Raw genomic sequence first — 17046 nt, forward strand, 5'->3', positions numbered from 1 at the left:
TGCAACAGAAATCCCTGTGCTTGCTGCAACTTTCAGCAACGCGTACTGTCTCGCCCGTGAGTGCTGCGCGCAACGATGCGCGCGCCGTCGAAGGGGTCGTGCATGGTCCAGCCAGGTTTGCGTCGTTCCACGTTGTCTCGAAGGTCGTCCCGTCAGGTCCCCGCCCTCCTCGCAGCCACCGCGCTGCTGGGAACGAGCCTCGTGGCGCTGCCGGCCGCTGCTCCGGCGTCGGCCGCGCCGCCGGTCTATCGCCTGGTGGGAAGCCTCCAGAGCGAGCTCGGCTGCACCGGCGACTGGCTCCCGGAGTGCGTCGACGGCGAGCTCGTGGCGAGCACCGTCGACGGCCTCTTCGCCGGTGAGTTCACGCTGCCGGGCGGGTCCTACGAGTTCAAGGTGCTCGCCGGAGGGACCTGGGACGACCAGGCCTGGGGCCGCGCGGGCGCGACCGGACCGGACGCGGCAGACATCCGCCTCACGGTCGCCGGCGACACGACGATGTCCTTCGTCTTCGACGAGGTCAGCGGCCGGACGAGCATCGTCCCCGTCGATCCGGTCGCGGACCCCACCGACGCCGACGCCCCAGACCCGGTGCGCCAGCCGGGAAGCGACGAGCAGTTCTACTTCGTCCTCACCGACCGCTTCGCCAACGGCGACACCTCCAACGACACCGGCCACATCACGGTCGACGGCGTCCCCGCGACCGATCGCGCGGTCACCGGCTTCGACCCGAGCGACAAGGGCTTCTACCACGGTGGCGACATCGCGGGCCTGCACCAGAACCTCGACTACATCGCGGGCCTGGGGACCACCGCGATCTGGCTCACGCCATCCTTCAAGAACAACGCCGTCCAGGGCACCGGGGCGGACATGTCCTCCGGCTACCACGGCTACTGGGTCACCGACTTCACCCAGATCGACCCGCACCTGGGCACCAACGCCGAGCTCGACGCCCTGATCGCCGACGCCCACGGGCGCGGCATGAAGGTCTACTTCGACATCATCACGAACCACACCGCGGACATCATCGACTACGAGGAGGGCGTCTACACCTACCGCGCGACGCCGGGGGAGCCGTACACGCCCTTCATCCCCGTCGGCCTGGAGAACACCAAGTCTCCCGAATGGCTCAACGACACCGGCGTCTACAACAACCGGGGCAACTCCACCTGGGAGGGTGAGTCCGCGATCCTCGGCGACTTCGACGGCCTGGACGACCTGGACACCAAGGACCCGGTCGTCGTGGACGGCTTCATCGACATCTACACCCACTGGGCGACGTCCGGGATCGACGGCTTCCGCATCGACACCGTCAAGCACGTCGACTTCTCCTTCTGGGAGCAGTGGACCACCGCGCTCAAGGCCGCCACCGCCGACAACCCCGACTTCTTCATGTTCGGGGAGATCTACGACGCCGACCCGGTCAAGCTCTCGCCCTACGTGCGCAGCACGGACATGGACTCCGTGCTCGACTTCACCTACCAGTCCGCCGCGTCCGCCTTCGCCAACGGCAGCACCGCCGCGGGCCTGCAGCTCCTCTTCGCCGGCGACGACTACTACACGACCGCCACGAAGAACGCCTACGCGCTGCCCACCTTCCTGGGCAACCACGACATGGGCCGGATCGGCTACGTCGTCAAGGACCAGCCCGACGCGCTCCAGCGCTCCGAGCTCGCCCACTCCCTCATGTACCTGACCCGCGGCCAGCCGGTCGTCTACTACGGCGACGAGCAGGGCTTCGTCGGCAGCGTCGGGGACGGCAAGGACAAGAACTCCCGCCAGTCCCTCTTCTCCTCCCAGGTCGCCGAGTTCACCGGTCAGAACCTGCTGGACGGCACGACGGGCGCCGGTGACCACTACTCCACGACCGCTCCGCTCTACACCCACATCGCCGAGCTCGCCGACCTGCGCTCGAGCCACCCCGCACTGTCCGACGGCGCGCAGATCGAGCAGCACGTCACCGCCGGGACCGGCGTCTACGCCTTCTCCCGCGTGGACACCACCGACCCCGCGCCCCGCGAGTACCTCGTCGCGGTGAACAACGCGACGGAGGCGAGAACGGTCGAGCTCACCGCGCTGACCCCGTCGACGGCCTTCGCGGCGATCTACGGGAGCGCCCTGGCCTCCTCGTCGGCTGACGGCACCCTCTCGGTGACCGTCCCGGCCCTGTCCGCCGTCGTCCTCCAGGCCGCCACGCCGCTCACCGCGGACGCCGCCGGGATCACCCCGACGTTCACCACCCCGACCCTGGGTGCCGGCCTCACCGGGCTCCAGGAGATCACCGTGGAGCTCGGGACCGAACGGTATGCGGAGACCTCGATCTCCTACCGGGTCGCCGGTGCCGGCGCCTGGACCCTGCTCGGCACCGTCGACACCGGCGCCCCGCGTCTCTTCCACGACATGGCATCCTTCGCACCCGGCACCGTCCTGGAGTACCGCGCCGTCGTGCGCGACGCCGCAGGCACGCTCACGCAGACCGTCACGGCCGCGGCCGTGGGTGACGACCACGGATCGGGGACTCCCGTGGTGGTCGACCCGAGCGACCGGCTCACCATCCCGGGCAGCCACGGTGCCGCGATGGGCTGCGCCAACTGGGACCCGGCCTGCTTCGGGGCCGAGCTCCTCCTGGGGACCGACGGCCTCTACGCGGGCACCTTCCCCGTCACGGCGGGCACCTACGACCACAAGTACGCCTTCGGAGCCGGCTGGACCGACAACTACGGCGTCGGCGGGGTGCACAACTCGGCGTCGGACAACTACTCCTACACCCACCCCGGGGGAGACCGGACCTTCTACTTCGACCCGGCCACCAAGCTCGGCGCGAGCGTGCCCGCGGGCTCCTCGATCTACACCCTGGCCGGGGACTTCCAGACCCAGCTCGGCTGCGCGGGCGACTTCTCCGACGCGTGCCTCGCCGGTCAGCTGCTCGCCGGCGCCGACGGCACGTACACCTACGCCACCGACACGCTCACCCCGGGCACCTACAAGGTCAAGGCCATCCAGGACCTGTCCTGGGACACCAGCTACGGCGACGCCACCGGCGCTGACGTGATCTTCACGGTGACCGCGGACGCGCCGCTGGTGACCTTCACCTTCGACCCGCTGACCTCGGTGCTCACCGTCGTGGCCGCCACCGCACCGGTGACCGAGGGCCCGGCGCCGCTGCGGGACGTGACCGTCTCGATCGCGGGCACCGTCAGCTCCGAGATGGGCTGCACCGCGGACTGGATGGAGACCTGCGTCGAGGCCGAGCTCACCGAGCGGTCCGGGTCGGTCTACTCCCGCTCCGTCGACCTGCCCGCGGGCGACTACGAGTACAAGGCGGTCATCAACCACTCCTGGGGCGAGAGCTACGGCCTGACCGGTGGGGGCAACATCGCCTTCACCCTGCCCGCCGACGCCACGGTGACCTTCGTCTACGACGACTCCACGCACTTCGTCGCGCACTTCTTCGACGGCAGCACGCAGGGCCGGATCGCGGTGGTCGCCGGCAGCGTGCAGAGCGAGCAGGGCTGCGCGGCCGACTGGGACCCGGCATGCCTGGGCTCGTGGTTGCAGAACCACGAGCGCGACGGCAAGGTCTACGTCCTGGAGACCGACCGCCTCCCGGCGGGGACCTACGAGGCCAAGGCCGCCTTCGGGCTGTCCTGGGCCGAGGCCTACCCGGCGAGCAACGTCCTCTTCACCGTGCCCACCGACTGGGCGCGGATGGTCTTCCGTTTCGACTCCGAGACGTCCGTCTTCACCGCCGCCGCGGACGACTCCGTCCCCGGCGACGGCGACCAGGCCTACTGGCTCGACGCCCAGACCCTCGCCGTCCCGACGTCGGCCGTCCCGGCCGGCGCGGACCTGACCCAGCGGACATGGACCCTGCACGGGGCCCCGACCGGCGGGATCACCGTCGCCGGCGGCGTGGTGACCACCCCGGCCGGTGGCTCCGACCTGCCCCTCACCCTGCTCGACGGCGGTCTGCCCGCCGACCTGCGCACCGCCTACCCGCACGTCGCGGGTCACCTCGCGCTGCGTCTGGACGTGGATGCGGCGGCCGTCGCGGCGCTGCTCACCGGCCAGCTGCGGCTCACGCAGTCCGGGCCCGACGCCCTGGAGTTCTCCACCGGCGTGCAGATCGCGGGTGTGCTCGACGACCAGTTCACCGTCGCCCCGGACCAGGCGCTCGGGGTGACCTGGTCGGCCGGGACGCCGACCCTGGCGCTCTGGGCACCGACCGCGAAGTCCGTGACCACGACCGTGTGGCCCGCCGGCGACGGCGCGGCCACCGGCGAGGCCCTCGAGGTCCCCGCCACCCGACGCAGCGACGGCACCTGGGTCACCCCGGGCGCGCCCGGCTGGAAGAACGCGGCGTACGTCTACGACGTCGAGGTGTTCGTCCACTCCACCGGGGCGGTCGAGCACAACGTCGTCACCGACCCGTACTCGGTGGGTCTCACGCTCAACTCCCAGCAGTCCGTCCTGGTCGACCTCGCGGACCCGGCGTTCGCGCCGACCCTGTGGGCAAGCACACCGGCTCCGATCATCGAGCGCGACGTGGACCGCAGCATCTACGAGCTGCACGTCCGCGACTTCTCGATCACCGACGCGACAGTGCCGGAGGCCGAGCGCGGCACCTACCAGGCCTTCACCCGCGACTCTGCCGGGATGAAGCACCTGCGCACGCTGGCCGACGCCGGCCTGAACACCGTCCACCTGCTGCCGACCTTCGACATCGCCACGATCGAGGAGGAACGCTCCGCGCAGGCGGTGACCGGTGACCTCAGCGGTTTCGCGGCGGACTCGCCGGAGCAGCAGGCGGCCGTGACCGACATCGCTGACGCGGACGGCTTCAACTGGGGCTACGATCCGCTGCACTTCCAGGTCGCCGAGGGGTCCTACGCGACCGCCGGCAGCCAGGACGGCGGCGCCCGCACCGCACAGTTCCGGTCGATGGTCGGCGCGCTGCACGGCAGCGGCCTGCAGGTGGTGCTCGACCAGGTGTTCAACCACACGGCGGCCAGCGGGCAGGACGCCCGGTCGATCCTCGACCGGGTCGTCCCGGGGTACTACCACCGGCTGAGCGCGACCGGGGCGGTCGAGACCTCGACCTGCTGCGAGAACGTCGCGACGGAGAACGCGATGGCCGAGCGGCTCATGGTCGACTCGGTCGTCACCTGGGCCCGCGACTACCACGTCGACGGTTTCCGCTTCGACCTCATGGGACACCACTCGACGGCGAACATGGCGGCAGTGCGCGCCGGGCTCGACGCCCTCACGCTCGCCGACGACGGGGTGGACGGATCCTCGGTCTACCTCTACGGGGAAGGCTGGAACTTCGGCGAGATCGCCGACAACGCCCGCTTCACCCAGGCGACGCAGGGTCAGCTCGGCGGGACCGGCATCGGGACGTTCTCCGACCGCCTGCGCGACGCCGTGCACGGCGGCAGCCCGGTCGACGGCGCCTCGCTCTTCCAGCAGGGATTCGGCACCGGTCTGGGAACCGACCCGAACGGGCTCCCCGCCCGCCAGGGTGACGACTCGACCGTCAACGACGGTTCGCTCGACGAGCTCGCCGACCTCGCCCAGCAGAGCGACCTGGTCCGTCTGGGACTTGCCGGGAACCTCCGGGCGTACTCCTTCGAGACGTCGTCCGGGCAGGTGCAGCGCGGTGACGAGATCGACTACCGCGGCGCACCGGCCGGGTACGCCGACTCGCCCGAGGAGGTCGTCAGCTACGTCGACGCCCACGACAACGAGACGCTCTTCGACATCCTGGCGCTCAAGCTGCCGGTGGAGACGTCCATGGCGGACCGCGTGCGGATGAACACGCTGTCGCTGGCCACCACGACGCTGTCGCAGACACCGTCGTTCTGGCACGCCGGGACGGACCTGCTGCGCAGCAAGTCCCTCGACCGGGACAGCTACAACTCCGGTGACCACTTCAACGCGATCGACTGGACCGGCACCCAGAACAACTTCGGGGTGGGGCTGCCGGGCGAGGGCAAGAACGGGGAGAAGTGGGGAGTGCAGGGACCGCTGCTGGCCAACCCGGCGCTCAAGCCCGCGACCGCGGACATCACGACCGCGACCGAGAGCGCTCAGGACCTGCTCCGGCTGCGGTACTCCACCCCGCTGTTCCGACTCGGGACGGGTGCGTTGATCCAGGAGAAGGTCACCTTCCCCGGCTCCGGCATCGGTGCGGCTCCGGGAGTGATCGTCATGCGCGTCGACGACACCGTCGGCGGGGACGTCGACCCGGCGCTGGCCGGCATGCTCGTCGTCTTCAACGCGAGCCCGGAGACGGTCACCCAGACCGTCGACGGTCTCGCCGGGCACGAGCTGACGCTCTCCCAGATCCAGGCGGACGGTGCTGACCCGGTGGTCCGCGGGACGACCTGGGACGCGACCACCGGTCAGGTCACCGTGCCGGCCCGGACGGTAGCGGTCCTCGCGGAGACGCAGGCGACCGACCCGGCTGTCCCGGTGGATCCGGCCGACCCCTCCAACCCGGCCGCCCCGGCCGACCCCGCTGACACCATCGCATCTGCGGCGAGCGTGTCGCTCTCGGCGACGTCGGTCCGCGCGGGGGACACGGTCACCGTGACCGGGACCGGCTTCGCCCCCGGCGAGACCGTGCAGGTGTGGATCCAGTCTGCCCCGCAACTGCTCGTCGCCCGGGTGGCGGGGGCGGACGGCACCTTCTCGGTGGTGGTGACGATCCCGGTCGACGCGGCCGTGGGCAAGCACACGATCCGTGCAGTCGGCCTGACCTCCGCGCGCGAGGCGAGCACCCCGCTCACGGTGGTCGCCGTGGCGGGTGGCGGAGGGCTCAGCCTGACCGGGTTCTCACCGATCCTCGGGGTGGCGGGGGTGCTCCTGCTCGTCCTGGGCGCCGGTCTCTACCTCGTGGCGCGCAACCGTCGTGAACAGCTCGACGAGGTGGATGCGCTGGACGCCCTCGACGCGCTGTGAGGTGACAGGAAGAACCCCGGACGGCTGCGGCCGTCCGGGGTTCTTCCGCGTGCGACGCCCCTCCGTGCGAGGGTCAGCCTTTGACCGACCCGGACATGAGGCCGCCGATGAAGTACTTCCCGAGCAGGATGTACACGAGGAGCGTCGGGAAGCTGGCCAGCAGCGCGCCGGCCATGGACACGCCGTAGTTCTGCAGCATCGCTCCGTTGGCGAGGTTGTTCAGGGCGAGCGTGACGGGGCCGTTCTGGCTGGAGGAGAAGAACACCGCGAAGAGGAAGTCGTTCCAGGCCGAGGTGAACTGCCAGATGAGCACGACGACGAAGCTGGGGACCGAGATGGGCAGGACGACGGAGTAGTACGTGCGCAGCATCCCTGCCCCGTCGATCCGGGCCGCCTCGATGAGCTCGTGCGGGATCGACTGGTAGTAGTTGCGGAAGATCAGGGTGGTGATCGGCAGGCCGTAGATCACGTGCAGGAAGATCAGGGTCGGCACGCCGCTCGGCAGCCCGACCTCCACCACGATCTTCGACAGCGGGATGATCACCGCCTGGTAGGGGATGAACATGCCGAAGAGGATGAGCGTGAAGACGATGTCCGCCCCGCGGAACCGCCACCGGGCGAGTACGAACCCGTTGAGCGAACCGAGGATCGAGGAGATCAGCGCTGCCGGGATGACCATCTGGAAGGTGCGGCCGATCGCGGGGGACAGGGTCTCCCACGCCGTCTGCCAGTTCTCCAAGGTCCAGATCTCGGGGAGGTTCCAGGCTCGTGCCGGGCTCGCGTCCCCGGCTCCCTTGAAGCTCGTGACGATGAGCACGTACACCGGGATGAACACGATCACCACGAAGAAGAGCAGCAGCACGTACTTGATCGTGCGCGCCGCGGAGAACCGGCCGACGGGTGGCTTGCCGCCCGAGGCGGGCTTGATCGGAGTGGTGAGCTCCTGGGCGGCGGCGGTCATGACCGGCCTTCCCGGTGGTTGTGGATGAGGTAGGGAACGATGAGCACCGCGACGATCACGAGCAGGATCGTGCCGACCGCCGCCGCGCTCGCGTAGTCGAAGCTCGACTTGAGGATGTACATGTCGACCGCGGGCACCTTGGTCTGGTAGTTCGCCGGCTTGGAGATCGACATGATGAGGTCGAAGGCCTTGAGCGACATGTGCCCCACGATGATCACGGCGGACAGGGCCACCGGGCTCAGCTGGGGGAAGATCACGTGGCGGTAGAGCTTCCACTCCGACGCGCCGTCCATCCGGCCCGCCTCGCGCAGCTCCTCCGGGATGCCCCGGAAGCCGGCCAGGAACAGGGCCATCACATAGCCCGAGAGCTGCCAGATCGCCGGGATCGCGATCGCGGCGATGCCCACCTCGACGTTGTTCCACCAGTTGTTCTGCAGGAACCCCAGCCCGACCATCTGGAAGAGCCGGTTGAGCCCGAGGGCTGACTCGTCCTGGTTGGAGTTGAGCAGCCACCGCCACACCACACCCGAGGCGATGAACGAGACGGCCATCGGGAAGAGGTAGATGGAGCGGTAGAACCCTTCGAAGCGGACCGGCTTGTCGAGCAGCCACGCCCACAGGAACCCGAAGGCCATCGTCCCGACGAGGAACACGACGGTGTACAGCACGAGGTTGCGCAGGGAGTGCTGGAAGGCCTCGGTGCCCAGCAGGTCGACGTAGTTGCGCAGCCCGACGAAGGTCGTGGGCTCGGTCCCCACGGACCGGGCCGCGTCGTTCGCGTCCGTCATCGACGTGTTGAAGTTGACTGCGAGCAGGCCGTAGACGAAGACGCCCAGCAGGATCAGCGTCGGGGAGATGAGCAGCAGGGGTGGTCCCCAGTGCCGGAGCTTACGGAACACGTCGGTGCCTCTTCCTTGAGGACAGCGAGCGGAGCGGCGAGACGGCCACGGCCCCGGAAGATGATCCCGGGGCCGCAGCCGTGCACGGTCAGCTTCCCGCTGCTGTGGCCAGCTCGCTCTGGAAGGTCGCCAGGTCCGAGGCGCCGGAGGTGAACTTGCTGGTCGCGTCGGAGATCGCGTTCAGCGTGGCGATCGGGGTGGCTGCCCCGTGAGCGAGGGACGAGACGATGGTGTCCTCACCGAAGGACGTGATCGCGCTCTGCTGGTACTCGCTGAACTCCGACGGGTCGGCGTCGGTGCGAGCCGGGATCGAGCCCTTGGCCTTGTTGAAGGCTGTCTGTCCCTCGATCGACCCGACCGTCTCGAGCCAGGCCTTGGCGCCGTCGGGGTGCGGGGCGCCGACCGGGAGGGTGAAGGAGTCTGCGAGGAAGTCGAAGACTCCGTCGGTCCCCGGGACCGGGAAGTAGATGAAGTCGGTCCCGGCGGTCTTGCCGGCCTCCTCGAAGGCCGCCACCGCCCAGTCGCCCATGATGTTGTACGCCGCCTGGCCGTCCATGACCTGCTGGGTCGCATCCGGCCAGTCGAGTCCGTCCCGGTCGGTGTTGGTGTAGCTCATGAGCTTCTCGAAGTCCTCCAGCGCGGCCGTGACCTCGGGGCCGCTCCAGTCGGTCGTCCCGTCCCACAGCCCGGAGTAGGCCTCGGGACCGAGATCGGCCAGCAGCACCGTCTCGAGGAGGTGGACCTGGGTCCAGGTGGTCGCGACGGACAAGGCGGTCTTGCCGGTGGCCTGGACGGCGTCGAGGGCCGGGAACCAGTCGTCGAGCGTGGCGTAGGTCGCCTCAGGGTCCAGCCCGGCCTCGGTGAGCACGGCCGGGTTGGCCCAGACCACGTTGGCGCGGTGGATGTTGGAGGGGATCGAGTAGATCTGGCCGTCGACGGTGAGCCGGTCGATGAGGTCGGCCGGGAAGACGTCGGTCAGGCCGAACTCGTCGTAGAGGGTGGAGACGTCCTCCACCTGCCCGGCGGCGATGTAGTCGCTGAGCTCCGCGCCGGCGTGGGCCTGGAAGGTGTCTGGCGGGTCGTTGGTCTGCAGCCGGGACTGCAGCAGGTCCTTCGCCGCGGAACCGGCGCCACCGGCGACGGCTCCATTGATGAACTCGACGTCGGGGTGCTGCTCGTTGAACACCGAGACCATCGCGTCGAGCCCCAGCTTCTCCGAGCCGGAGGCCCACCAGGTGAACACCTCGACCTGGTCGCTGCCCTCTGCCGGGGTGTCGCCTCCGCCGTCGTCGTCGGACCCGCAGGAGCTCAGGGCCAGCGTGGCCGCTGCGAGAGCAGCCACCGCGGCGGAGAAACGGGTGAGTTTACGCGTCATGGTAATCACGCCTCCGTTGCCAAAAGGGGTTCGACGTCGCGGATGCGACTCAGGGGCGCGCCGTCGCGCCCCATCTCGATCCATCTTCATCAAAAGCCCGTGCACCCGAGGTGTCAAAAGGTGAGCGCCGTGTTGTCCAAATCGTGACCGTTCGTCGAGGCCGCCGCGACGCCCCGGACGGGGGTCTGCTCAGCGGAAGATGACGGTCCGGTGGCCGTTGAGCAGCACCCGGTGCTCGGCGTGCCAGCGCACCGCGCGCGCGAGCACCCGGCGCTCGACGTCCTGGCCCTGGGCGACCAGCTCGCTCACGTGCCGGGAGTGGTCCACCCGCTCGACGTCCTGCTCGATGATCGGGCCTTCGTCGAGGTCGCCGGTCACGTAGTGGGACGTCGCCCCGATGAGCTTGACCCCGCGGTCGTGGGCCTGGTGGTAGGGCTTGGCGCCCTTGAAGCTCGGCAGGAAGGAGTGGTGGATGTTGATGATCTTGCCCTCGAGCTCACGGCACACGTCGTCGGAGAGCACCTGCATGTAGCGGGCGAGGACCACGAGCTCGACGTCGAGCTCGCGGACGAGGGAGAGCAGGGCGGCCTCGGCCTCGGCCTTGGTGGCCTTGGTGACCGGGATGTGGTGGAAGGTCTTGCCGTAGAACTGTGTGAGCGGCTCGAGGTCGCGGTGGTTGCCCGCCACGGCCACGATGTCGATCGGCAGGTTCTCCGACCGCTGGCGGAAGAGCAGGTCGTTGAGGCAGTGCGCGGCCGTGCTCACGAGGATGAGGGTGCGCACCGGGCGGCCGACGACGTCGAGGGTCCACGTCATGTCGAAGTCGGCGGCGAGGGCGTCCAGTGCGGCGCCGAGCTCCTCGCGCGAGGCCGCGGACTCGACCTGGACCCGCATGAAGAACAGGTGCGTGTCCGGGTCCCCGAACTGTTGGGACTCGGTGATGTTGCCGCCGTGCTCGGCGAGCAGCCCCGCCACGGCGTGCACGATCCCGGGGCGGTCCGGGCAGGAGAGCGAGAGCACCCAGTGCTCGGGGGATGCGGGTGCGGTGTGCGAGGAGAACGCCATGGTGGTCACGGTGCTCAGGCTAGTCCAGGTGTCTGCCTACAGGAGGAGCCGTCCGTCCTGGACGACGACGCGTCCCCCAGCCAGCACGGTCTCGCGGCGCGGGGCTCGTACGACGGCGTCGGGCACGTTCTCCGCATCGACCAGGACGAGGTCGGCGCGGGAGCCGGGGACAAGGTCGTGGACCGACCGGCCGACGAAGGCCGCGGCCCGGGAGGTGGCGATCTCAGCGGCGCCCACGAGCTCGGCGTCGGTGCGGAGCCGGGACAGCTGGGCGAACCGCGTCGTCAGTGCGAGCAGGTCGCCGTCGCCGAAGGGCCCCCACAGGTCGCGGATGCCGTCGGTTCCCAGGCCCAGCACCACCCCGTGGGTGGTGAGCAGGTCGAGGGGGAGCGGAGCGGCGGAGATCGGGGCCACCGTCGTCATCGAGATCCCGGCCTCGCCCATCGCGGCGAGGAGATCCTGCTGGCGACCGGGTGCCAGCTGCCCGACGGCGAACCCGTGCGCCAGGTTGACCCGCCCCTGCAGGCCCGCGCGCACGGTGCGGTCGATGAGGAGCTCGATCTGGAAGGCGCCGAGCTCCCCGCCGTCGTGCAGGTGGATGTCGATCCCGACGTCGCGGCGGACCGCGATGTCGACCAGGGCGTCGATCTGGCCGACCGGGTCGCGGTCGATCGAGGCGGGGTCGAGCCCACCGATCATGTCGGCGCCGGCGGCCGCCGCCTCGTCGAGCAGGGCGAGCACACCCGGCCGGCGCAGCACACCGTCCTGGGGGAAGGCGACGATCGTCGCCTCGATCGCACCGTCGAGCTCGGCGAGCGACTCGCGGACCACGTCGATACCGCGCAGCCCGAGGCCGAGGTCGACGTCGACGTGGGTGCGGATCGCCGTCGTGCCGTGGCGGAGGAACTCCCGCAGCACCGCAAGGGTGACGTCCCGTCCGGGGATGCCGAGCGCGTCGCGGTGCGCGCGCTCGTGGGCGATCCGGCTCTGGGTGGTGCCCTCGCCGCCGTAGCTCACCCACGGCTGGCCCCACCAGCTCTTGTCCACGTGCGCGTGGGTGTTGACGAGGCCCGGCAGGGCGAGCAGGCCGCGACCGTCGACCAGGGTGACGCGGGGCGCGTCGAGGGGGATGCCCGAGCCCCGGTGGGGGGTGAGCGCGGTGATCATCTCGCCCGTCACATGGATGTCCATCGGTTCGCCGCCCCACGGGCGCACGTTGGTGACGCGGGTCTCGGCAGGCGGTGCGGTGCGTGCTGTCGGGGTCATCGTGGCCTTCCAGAGGTGGCGGGTGGGGCCGGACCCAAAACGGTATACCAAACCATGGCGTGGTGGCTGGGATGCCACCGAGATCTCCGAGGGCACCGCCGGCCGGGTGCGGTCTGCGCGCCGGTCCCCGTCACCGTCATGAAGTCTGAGACGATACGTGCATGACCGACCTAGACATCACGATCGGCCTGGTGACCGACGAGGCAGCCGGAGAGCTCCTCACGTTGCGGCGTGCCGCGTTCGTCACCGAGGCGCAGGTCTACGGAGACCCGAACATCCCACCCCTGACGCAGACCCTCGGCGATCTGCGCGCCGATCTGCGCGCGCCCGGCGTCGTCACGCTCGGCGCCTGGTCCGGGCACCGCCTCGTGGGCTCGGTCCGCGTGGAGATCGAGGACGACAAGGCCACGCTCGGCCGCCTCGCCGTCGCCCCCGACCTGCAGGGCAAGGGGATCGGCACGCAGATGATGTTCGCGGTGCTGCCCCACCTGCCCGAGGAGACCAAGGAGATCTGGGTCTTCACCGGCAAGGACTCCAAGCAGAACCTGGCGATGTACCAGAAGCAGGGCTACGAGCACCAGTACGACCAGGTGGCCGGCGACCTGACCTTCGCCTACCTGCGCCGCATCCTCGGAGACTCCGCGCAGGCCGACAGCGACGAGCTCGGCGACGACGAGGCCTGAGCGAGCGAGCTCAGACCGCGCGGCGCAGTCCTGACCGGACCCGCGTGGCGCCGGTGATCGCCGCGACGATCTCCTCGAAACTGGCCGTGGACGCGTCGAAGGAGCCGTTGTTCCGGCCGTGCCGGAGCACCTCCACGCGGTCGGCCACCGACCTGACGTCGGTCATGTTGTGACTGATGAGGATGACACCGAGGCCCAGCTCCCGGAGCCTCTCGATGTGCGTGAGCACCTCCGCGGTCTGCGCGACCGACAGCGCGGCCGTGGGCTCGTCGAGCACGACCAGCCTCGGGTTGCTCACCAGCGTGCGGGCGATCGCGACGCACTGGCGCTGCCCTCCCGACAGGTTCGACACCGGGGTCCGGACCGACGGGATCCGGCTGTTGAGCTGCAGGAGGATGTCTCGGGCGATCTGCTCCATCCGGGCTTCGGCGAGGATCCCGTGCACCTTGATCTCTCGACCGAGGAAGAGGTTCGCGGTGACATCGAGGTTGTCGCAGAGGGCAAGGTCCTGGAACACCGTGGCGATGCCGCTCCCGTGGGCGGCAGCAGCCGACTGCAGGTGCAACGGTTGGCCACCCAGGGTCATCGTGCCCGCGTCGGGGGTCAGCACGCCGGAGACGATCTTGGCGAGGGTGGACTTCCCGGCGCCGTTGTCGCCGACCAGGGCGACGACCTCGTGCGCGTGCACCTCGAAGTCCACGTCGTCGAGCGCCTCGACAGCGCCGAACCTCTTGCTGACGCCTCGCATGGACAACAAGGGAACTCTCTGTCCTGAACTCACCAGAATCACCTGCTCTTCATTGAATAGGTTGGGTGTGGTTGCACTGACGTGCTGTGTGGTGGGGTTTCGCTCGGCTCGGGAGTGAGGGGGGGAACCGGGACCGTCGACTCCAGGGCGAGCGCGAGCGCGCCGCGCACCTCGGCCCGTTTGCCCAGCAGTGCCGGCACGACCTCGAGCGGGGTCGACTGGTTGAGGAGCACGGCCCTGCGGATGGCATCGCGCATCGGCCCGAGCAGGATCTCCCCGGTCTCGGCGAGCTCGCCCCCCACGACGATGATCTCCGGGTTGATCGCCAGTGCCATGCTCGCCACGACCGCCCCGATGGCCGCGCCGGCATCGGCCACGACCTGTTGGCACCCGGCATCACCCTCGAGTGCGAACTGGACGACGTCGCGGAGGGTGAGCGGCCCGCGGCTGACGCGAAGCGCCTCGATCAGCGCGCTCGCGCCGACCACCGTGTTGAGGCAGCCGCGGCTGCCGCAGCGGCAGATCGGGCCCTGCGGGTCGACCTGGACGTGGCCGATCTCCCCGGCCGTGCCGGTCGGGCCTCGGCGAACTTTGCCCGACAGGATGATGCCGGAGCCGGTTCCGTACGAGGCGCGGACGTAGATCGAGTCCTGGAAGGCGCGTGCTGCACCGAACCGGCTCTCGGCAAGCGCACCCAGGTTGGCGTCGTTGTCCACGAAGACCGGCTTGTTGAGCCGTCTGGACAGCACGTCGGCGATCTCGAACTCGTCCCACCCGCGCATCATGCCCTTGACCGAGGTCGTGCCCCCGTCGGGGGTGACGGGGGCGGGCAGGCCGACGCCGATCCCCACGATCTCGTCGAGGGAGGCGCCGACACCATCGGTCATCTCGACGATCAGCAGCGCGGCGCGATCGAGGCTCGTGTCCACGCGGTGGTCGAGGGGGAGGGGGAGGATGTGCTCGCCGACGATCTCGTGCGAGACGTCTGCCAGGGCGATTCGCATGTGCCGGTCGCCGATGTGCAGGCCGACGGCGAGCCCGGTCTGCCGGGCCAGGGTGACGAGCTGGGCCCGCCGCCCGCTCCGGATGGTCGTCCGCGTCTCGACGACGCCGGCCGCGAGCAGCTGCTTGACGATGGTCGAGATGGTGGCGGTGGACAGACCCGTCGCACCGGCCAGCTCGACCTGGGTGATCCCGCCGAAGTGCTGAACGGTCTCGACGATGAGGGCGCTGTTGGCCTCGCGCAGCGACGACTGCGATCCAGACGTGGCTCCCGTTGACCTCACGGTGGTGAGCATACCAGGGCACCGGGGACATCAAGCGTTAACAACACACACAGCGTCGGGCGACGTTTCCGCGAAGATCTGCATGTCTTGGGGTTGGAACCTGGACAACGTCAGCGGTGTTGAGTTTGAGAACATAACGAATGCGTCACGACATGCCGGGGCTGTTGACCGCGGGGCTCTCGGTCAGTACGTTCGAGTCTCGAAGGCAAGGTGCGATGTTGCACCACCAGGATCAATGGCGTACTGGAGGCACGATGGACGGCGACCACGTCATCCTCGAGATGAGGCACATCACCAAGGAGTTCCCCGGTGTCCGTGCTCTCGACAATGTGACGATGACAGTCCGAGCCGCTCAGATCCACGCGATCTGCGGAGAGAACGGCGCGGGCAAGTCCACGCTGATGAAGGTCCTGTCGGGCGTCTACCCGCACGGGACGTATGGCGGTGAGATCGTCTTCCAGAACGAGGTGGTCGCCTTCAAGGACATCAAGTCCTCGGAGCACGCCGGCATCGTCATCATCCACCAGGAACTTGCACTCATCCCTGAGCTCTCGATCGTCGAGAACATCTTCCTCGGGAACGAGATCGTCGAGCGGGGGTTCATCAACTGGGGGAAGGCCACCAGGCGCACTCTCGACCTGCTGGCCCGGGTCGGTCTCGACGTCGATCCTCAGACGGCGATCAAGAACCTCGGCGTCGGGCAGCAGCAGCTGGTCGAGATCGCCAAGGCGCTGTCCAAGGACGTGAAGCTGCTGATCCTCGACGAGCCGACCTCCGCGCTCAACGAGGCAGACTCTGCCAACCTGCTCGCCCTCCTGCGTGGGCTCAAGGCCAAGGGCATCACGTCGATCATGATCTCCCACAAGCTCAACGAGATCGCCGAGGTGGCTGACTCGATCAGCGTCATCCGCGACGGCCAGACCGTCGAGAACTACGACGTGATCGCCGGCCAGGTGGATGAGGACCGCATCATCCGGGCGATGGTCGGGCGCTCCCTCGAGAACCGGTACCCCGAGCACACACCGACCATCGGCGAGACGATCTTCGAGGTGAGGGACTGGCGCATCGAGCACCCTCTCGTCCCGGGCCGCATGATCTGCAAGGACTCCAACTTTCACGTCCGCAAGGGCGAGATCGTGGGCTTCGCCGGTCTCATGGGAGCTGGACGGACCGAGCTCGCCCGGTCGATCTTCGGACGGACCTACGGAACCTACCGCGGCGGTAGCATCTATCTCCACGGCAAGGAGATCACGACCACCACGGTCTCCGACGCCATCCGCCACGGGCTGGCCTACCTCCCCGAGGACCGCAAGAACCTGGGCCTGAACCTGCTCGACTCGATCAAGTCCACGACGGTCTCTGCAAACCTGGGAGCCATCGTCCGGCATGGCCTCATCGACTTCGACGAGGAGCACGCGGTCGCCGAGCGCTACCGCATCTCGCTCAGGACGAAGACCTCCGACGTCAACGCCGGGGTCTCCACCCTCTCGGGCGGCAACCAGCAGAAGGTCGTGCTGGCGAAGTGGATGTTCACGGACCCCGAGGTCCTGATCCTCGACGAGCCGACCCGCGGGATCGACGTCGGCGCGAAGTTTGAGATCTACCGCCTGATCCAGGCGCTGGCCGACGAGGGCAAAGCCGTGATCCTCATCTCTTCCGAGCTGCCTGAGCTCCTGGGGCTGAGCGACCGCATCTACACGATCTGCGAAGGCCGGATCACCGGGGTCCTTGACCGCGACGAGGCCGACCAAGAACAACTCATGCGCATGATGACCACGACCGCGTCGACGCTCGCGCGCTGAC

At 69.1% G+C, this 17046-nt stretch carries 10 protein-coding genes; 3 read left to right on the forward strand and 7 right to left on the reverse strand.

From position 1 onward, the window contains the following. Positions 1-102: 102 nt before the first annotated feature. Positions 103-6960, forward strand: coding sequence for a pullulanase-type alpha-1,6-glucosidase (pulA, locus tag ACWA15_RS04790; RefSeq protein WP_464058299.1), 6858 nt, complete (start codon positions 103-105; stop codon positions 6958-6960). 73 nt (positions 6961-7033) lie between these two features. Here the strand turns inward: pulA and ACWA15_RS04795 are convergent, their stop codons facing one another. From ACWA15_RS04795 to ACWA15_RS04815, 5 genes are all read right to left on the reverse strand, one after another. Continuing rightward, positions 7034-7921, reverse strand: coding sequence for a carbohydrate ABC transporter permease (locus ACWA15_RS04795; RefSeq protein WP_464058300.1), 888 nt, complete (start codon positions 7919-7921; stop codon positions 7034-7036). Continuing rightward, positions 7918-8820: a carbohydrate ABC transporter permease gene (locus tag ACWA15_RS04800; RefSeq protein WP_464058301.1), complete on the reverse strand. Its 903-nt coding sequence runs from the start codon at positions 8818-8820 to the stop codon at positions 7918-7920. The genes ACWA15_RS04795 and ACWA15_RS04800 overlap by 4 nt, the downstream gene beginning before the upstream one ends. Positions 8821-8908: 88 nt before the next feature. Next, positions 8909-10195: an ABC transporter substrate-binding protein gene (locus tag ACWA15_RS04805; RefSeq protein WP_464058302.1), complete on the reverse strand. Its 1287-nt coding sequence runs from the start codon at positions 10193-10195 to the stop codon at positions 8909-8911. A gap of 189 nt (positions 10196-10384) precedes the next feature. Next, positions 10385-11260, reverse strand: a complete 876-nt coding sequence (gene purU, locus ACWA15_RS04810; RefSeq protein ID WP_464059415.1) for a formyltetrahydrofolate deformylase — start codon at positions 11258-11260, stop codon at positions 10385-10387. A gap of 36 nt (positions 11261-11296) precedes the next feature. Next, positions 11297-12526, reverse strand: a complete 1230-nt coding sequence (locus tag ACWA15_RS04815; RefSeq protein ID WP_464058303.1) for an amidohydrolase family protein — start codon at positions 12524-12526, stop codon at positions 11297-11299. Between the two features lie 161 nt (positions 12527-12687). On the opposite strand from ACWA15_RS04815, the gene ACWA15_RS04820 reads away from it, so the two are divergent. Further along, positions 12688-13209, forward strand: coding sequence for a GNAT family N-acetyltransferase (locus ACWA15_RS04820; protein WP_464058304.1), 522 nt, complete (start codon positions 12688-12690; stop codon positions 13207-13209). A 10-nt stretch (positions 13210-13219) separates the two neighbouring features. Here the strand turns inward: ACWA15_RS04820 and ACWA15_RS04825 are convergent, their stop codons facing one another. Together ACWA15_RS04825 and ACWA15_RS04830 are read right to left on the reverse strand one after the other, a co-directional pair. Then, positions 13220-13957, reverse strand: a complete 738-nt coding sequence (locus ACWA15_RS04825; protein WP_464058305.1) for an ATP-binding cassette domain-containing protein — start codon at positions 13955-13957, stop codon at positions 13220-13222. A gap of 38 nt (positions 13958-13995) precedes the next feature. Continuing rightward, complete coding sequence (locus tag ACWA15_RS04830) at positions 13996-15243, reverse strand: ROK family protein (protein WP_464058306.1); 1248 nt, start codon at positions 15241-15243, stop codon at positions 13996-13998. A 254-nt stretch (positions 15244-15497) separates the two neighbouring features. Between ACWA15_RS04830 and mmsA the strand changes: the two genes are divergently transcribed. After that, positions 15498-17045 carry a multiple monosaccharide ABC transporter ATP-binding protein gene (gene mmsA, locus ACWA15_RS04835; RefSeq protein WP_464058307.1) on the forward strand — a complete coding sequence of 516 codons (1548 nt, stop codon included), beginning with the start codon at positions 15498-15500 and terminating at the stop codon, positions 17043-17045. Position 17046: the final 1 nt, after the last annotated feature.

The sequence above is a fragment of the Sanguibacter sp. TS_SC_8 genome (assembly GCF_055361235.1).

Excerpts from the sequence above, each read along its gene's own strand:
- ACWA15_RS04820 (WP_464058304.1), top strand. The coding sequence starts at position 12,688 with ATGACCGACCTAGACATCACGATCGGCCTGGTGACCGACGAGGCAGCC.
- purU (WP_464059415.1), bottom strand. The coding sequence starts at position 11,260 with ATGGCGTTCTCCTCGCACACCGCACCCGCATCCCCCGAGCACTGGGTG.
- mmsA (WP_464058307.1), top strand. The coding sequence starts at position 15,498 with ATGGACGGCGACCACGTCATCCTCGAGATGAGGCACATCACCAAGGAG.
- ACWA15_RS04805 (WP_464058302.1), bottom strand. The coding sequence starts at position 10,195 with ATGACGCGTAAACTCACCCGTTTCTCCGCCGCGGTGGCTGCTCTCGCA.
- pulA (WP_464058299.1), top strand. The coding sequence starts at position 103 with ATGGTCCAGCCAGGTTTGCGTCGTTCCACGTTGTCTCGAAGGTCGTCC.
- ACWA15_RS04815 (WP_464058303.1), bottom strand. The coding sequence starts at position 12,526 with ATGACCCCGACAGCACGCACCGCACCGCCTGCCGAGACCCGCGTCACC.
- ACWA15_RS04795 (WP_464058300.1), bottom strand. The coding sequence starts at position 7,921 with ATGACCGCCGCCGCCCAGGAGCTCACCACTCCGATCAAGCCCGCCTCG.
- ACWA15_RS04825 (WP_464058305.1), bottom strand. The coding sequence starts at position 13,957 with ATGCGAGGCGTCAGCAAGAGGTTCGGCGCTGTCGAGGCGCTCGACGAC.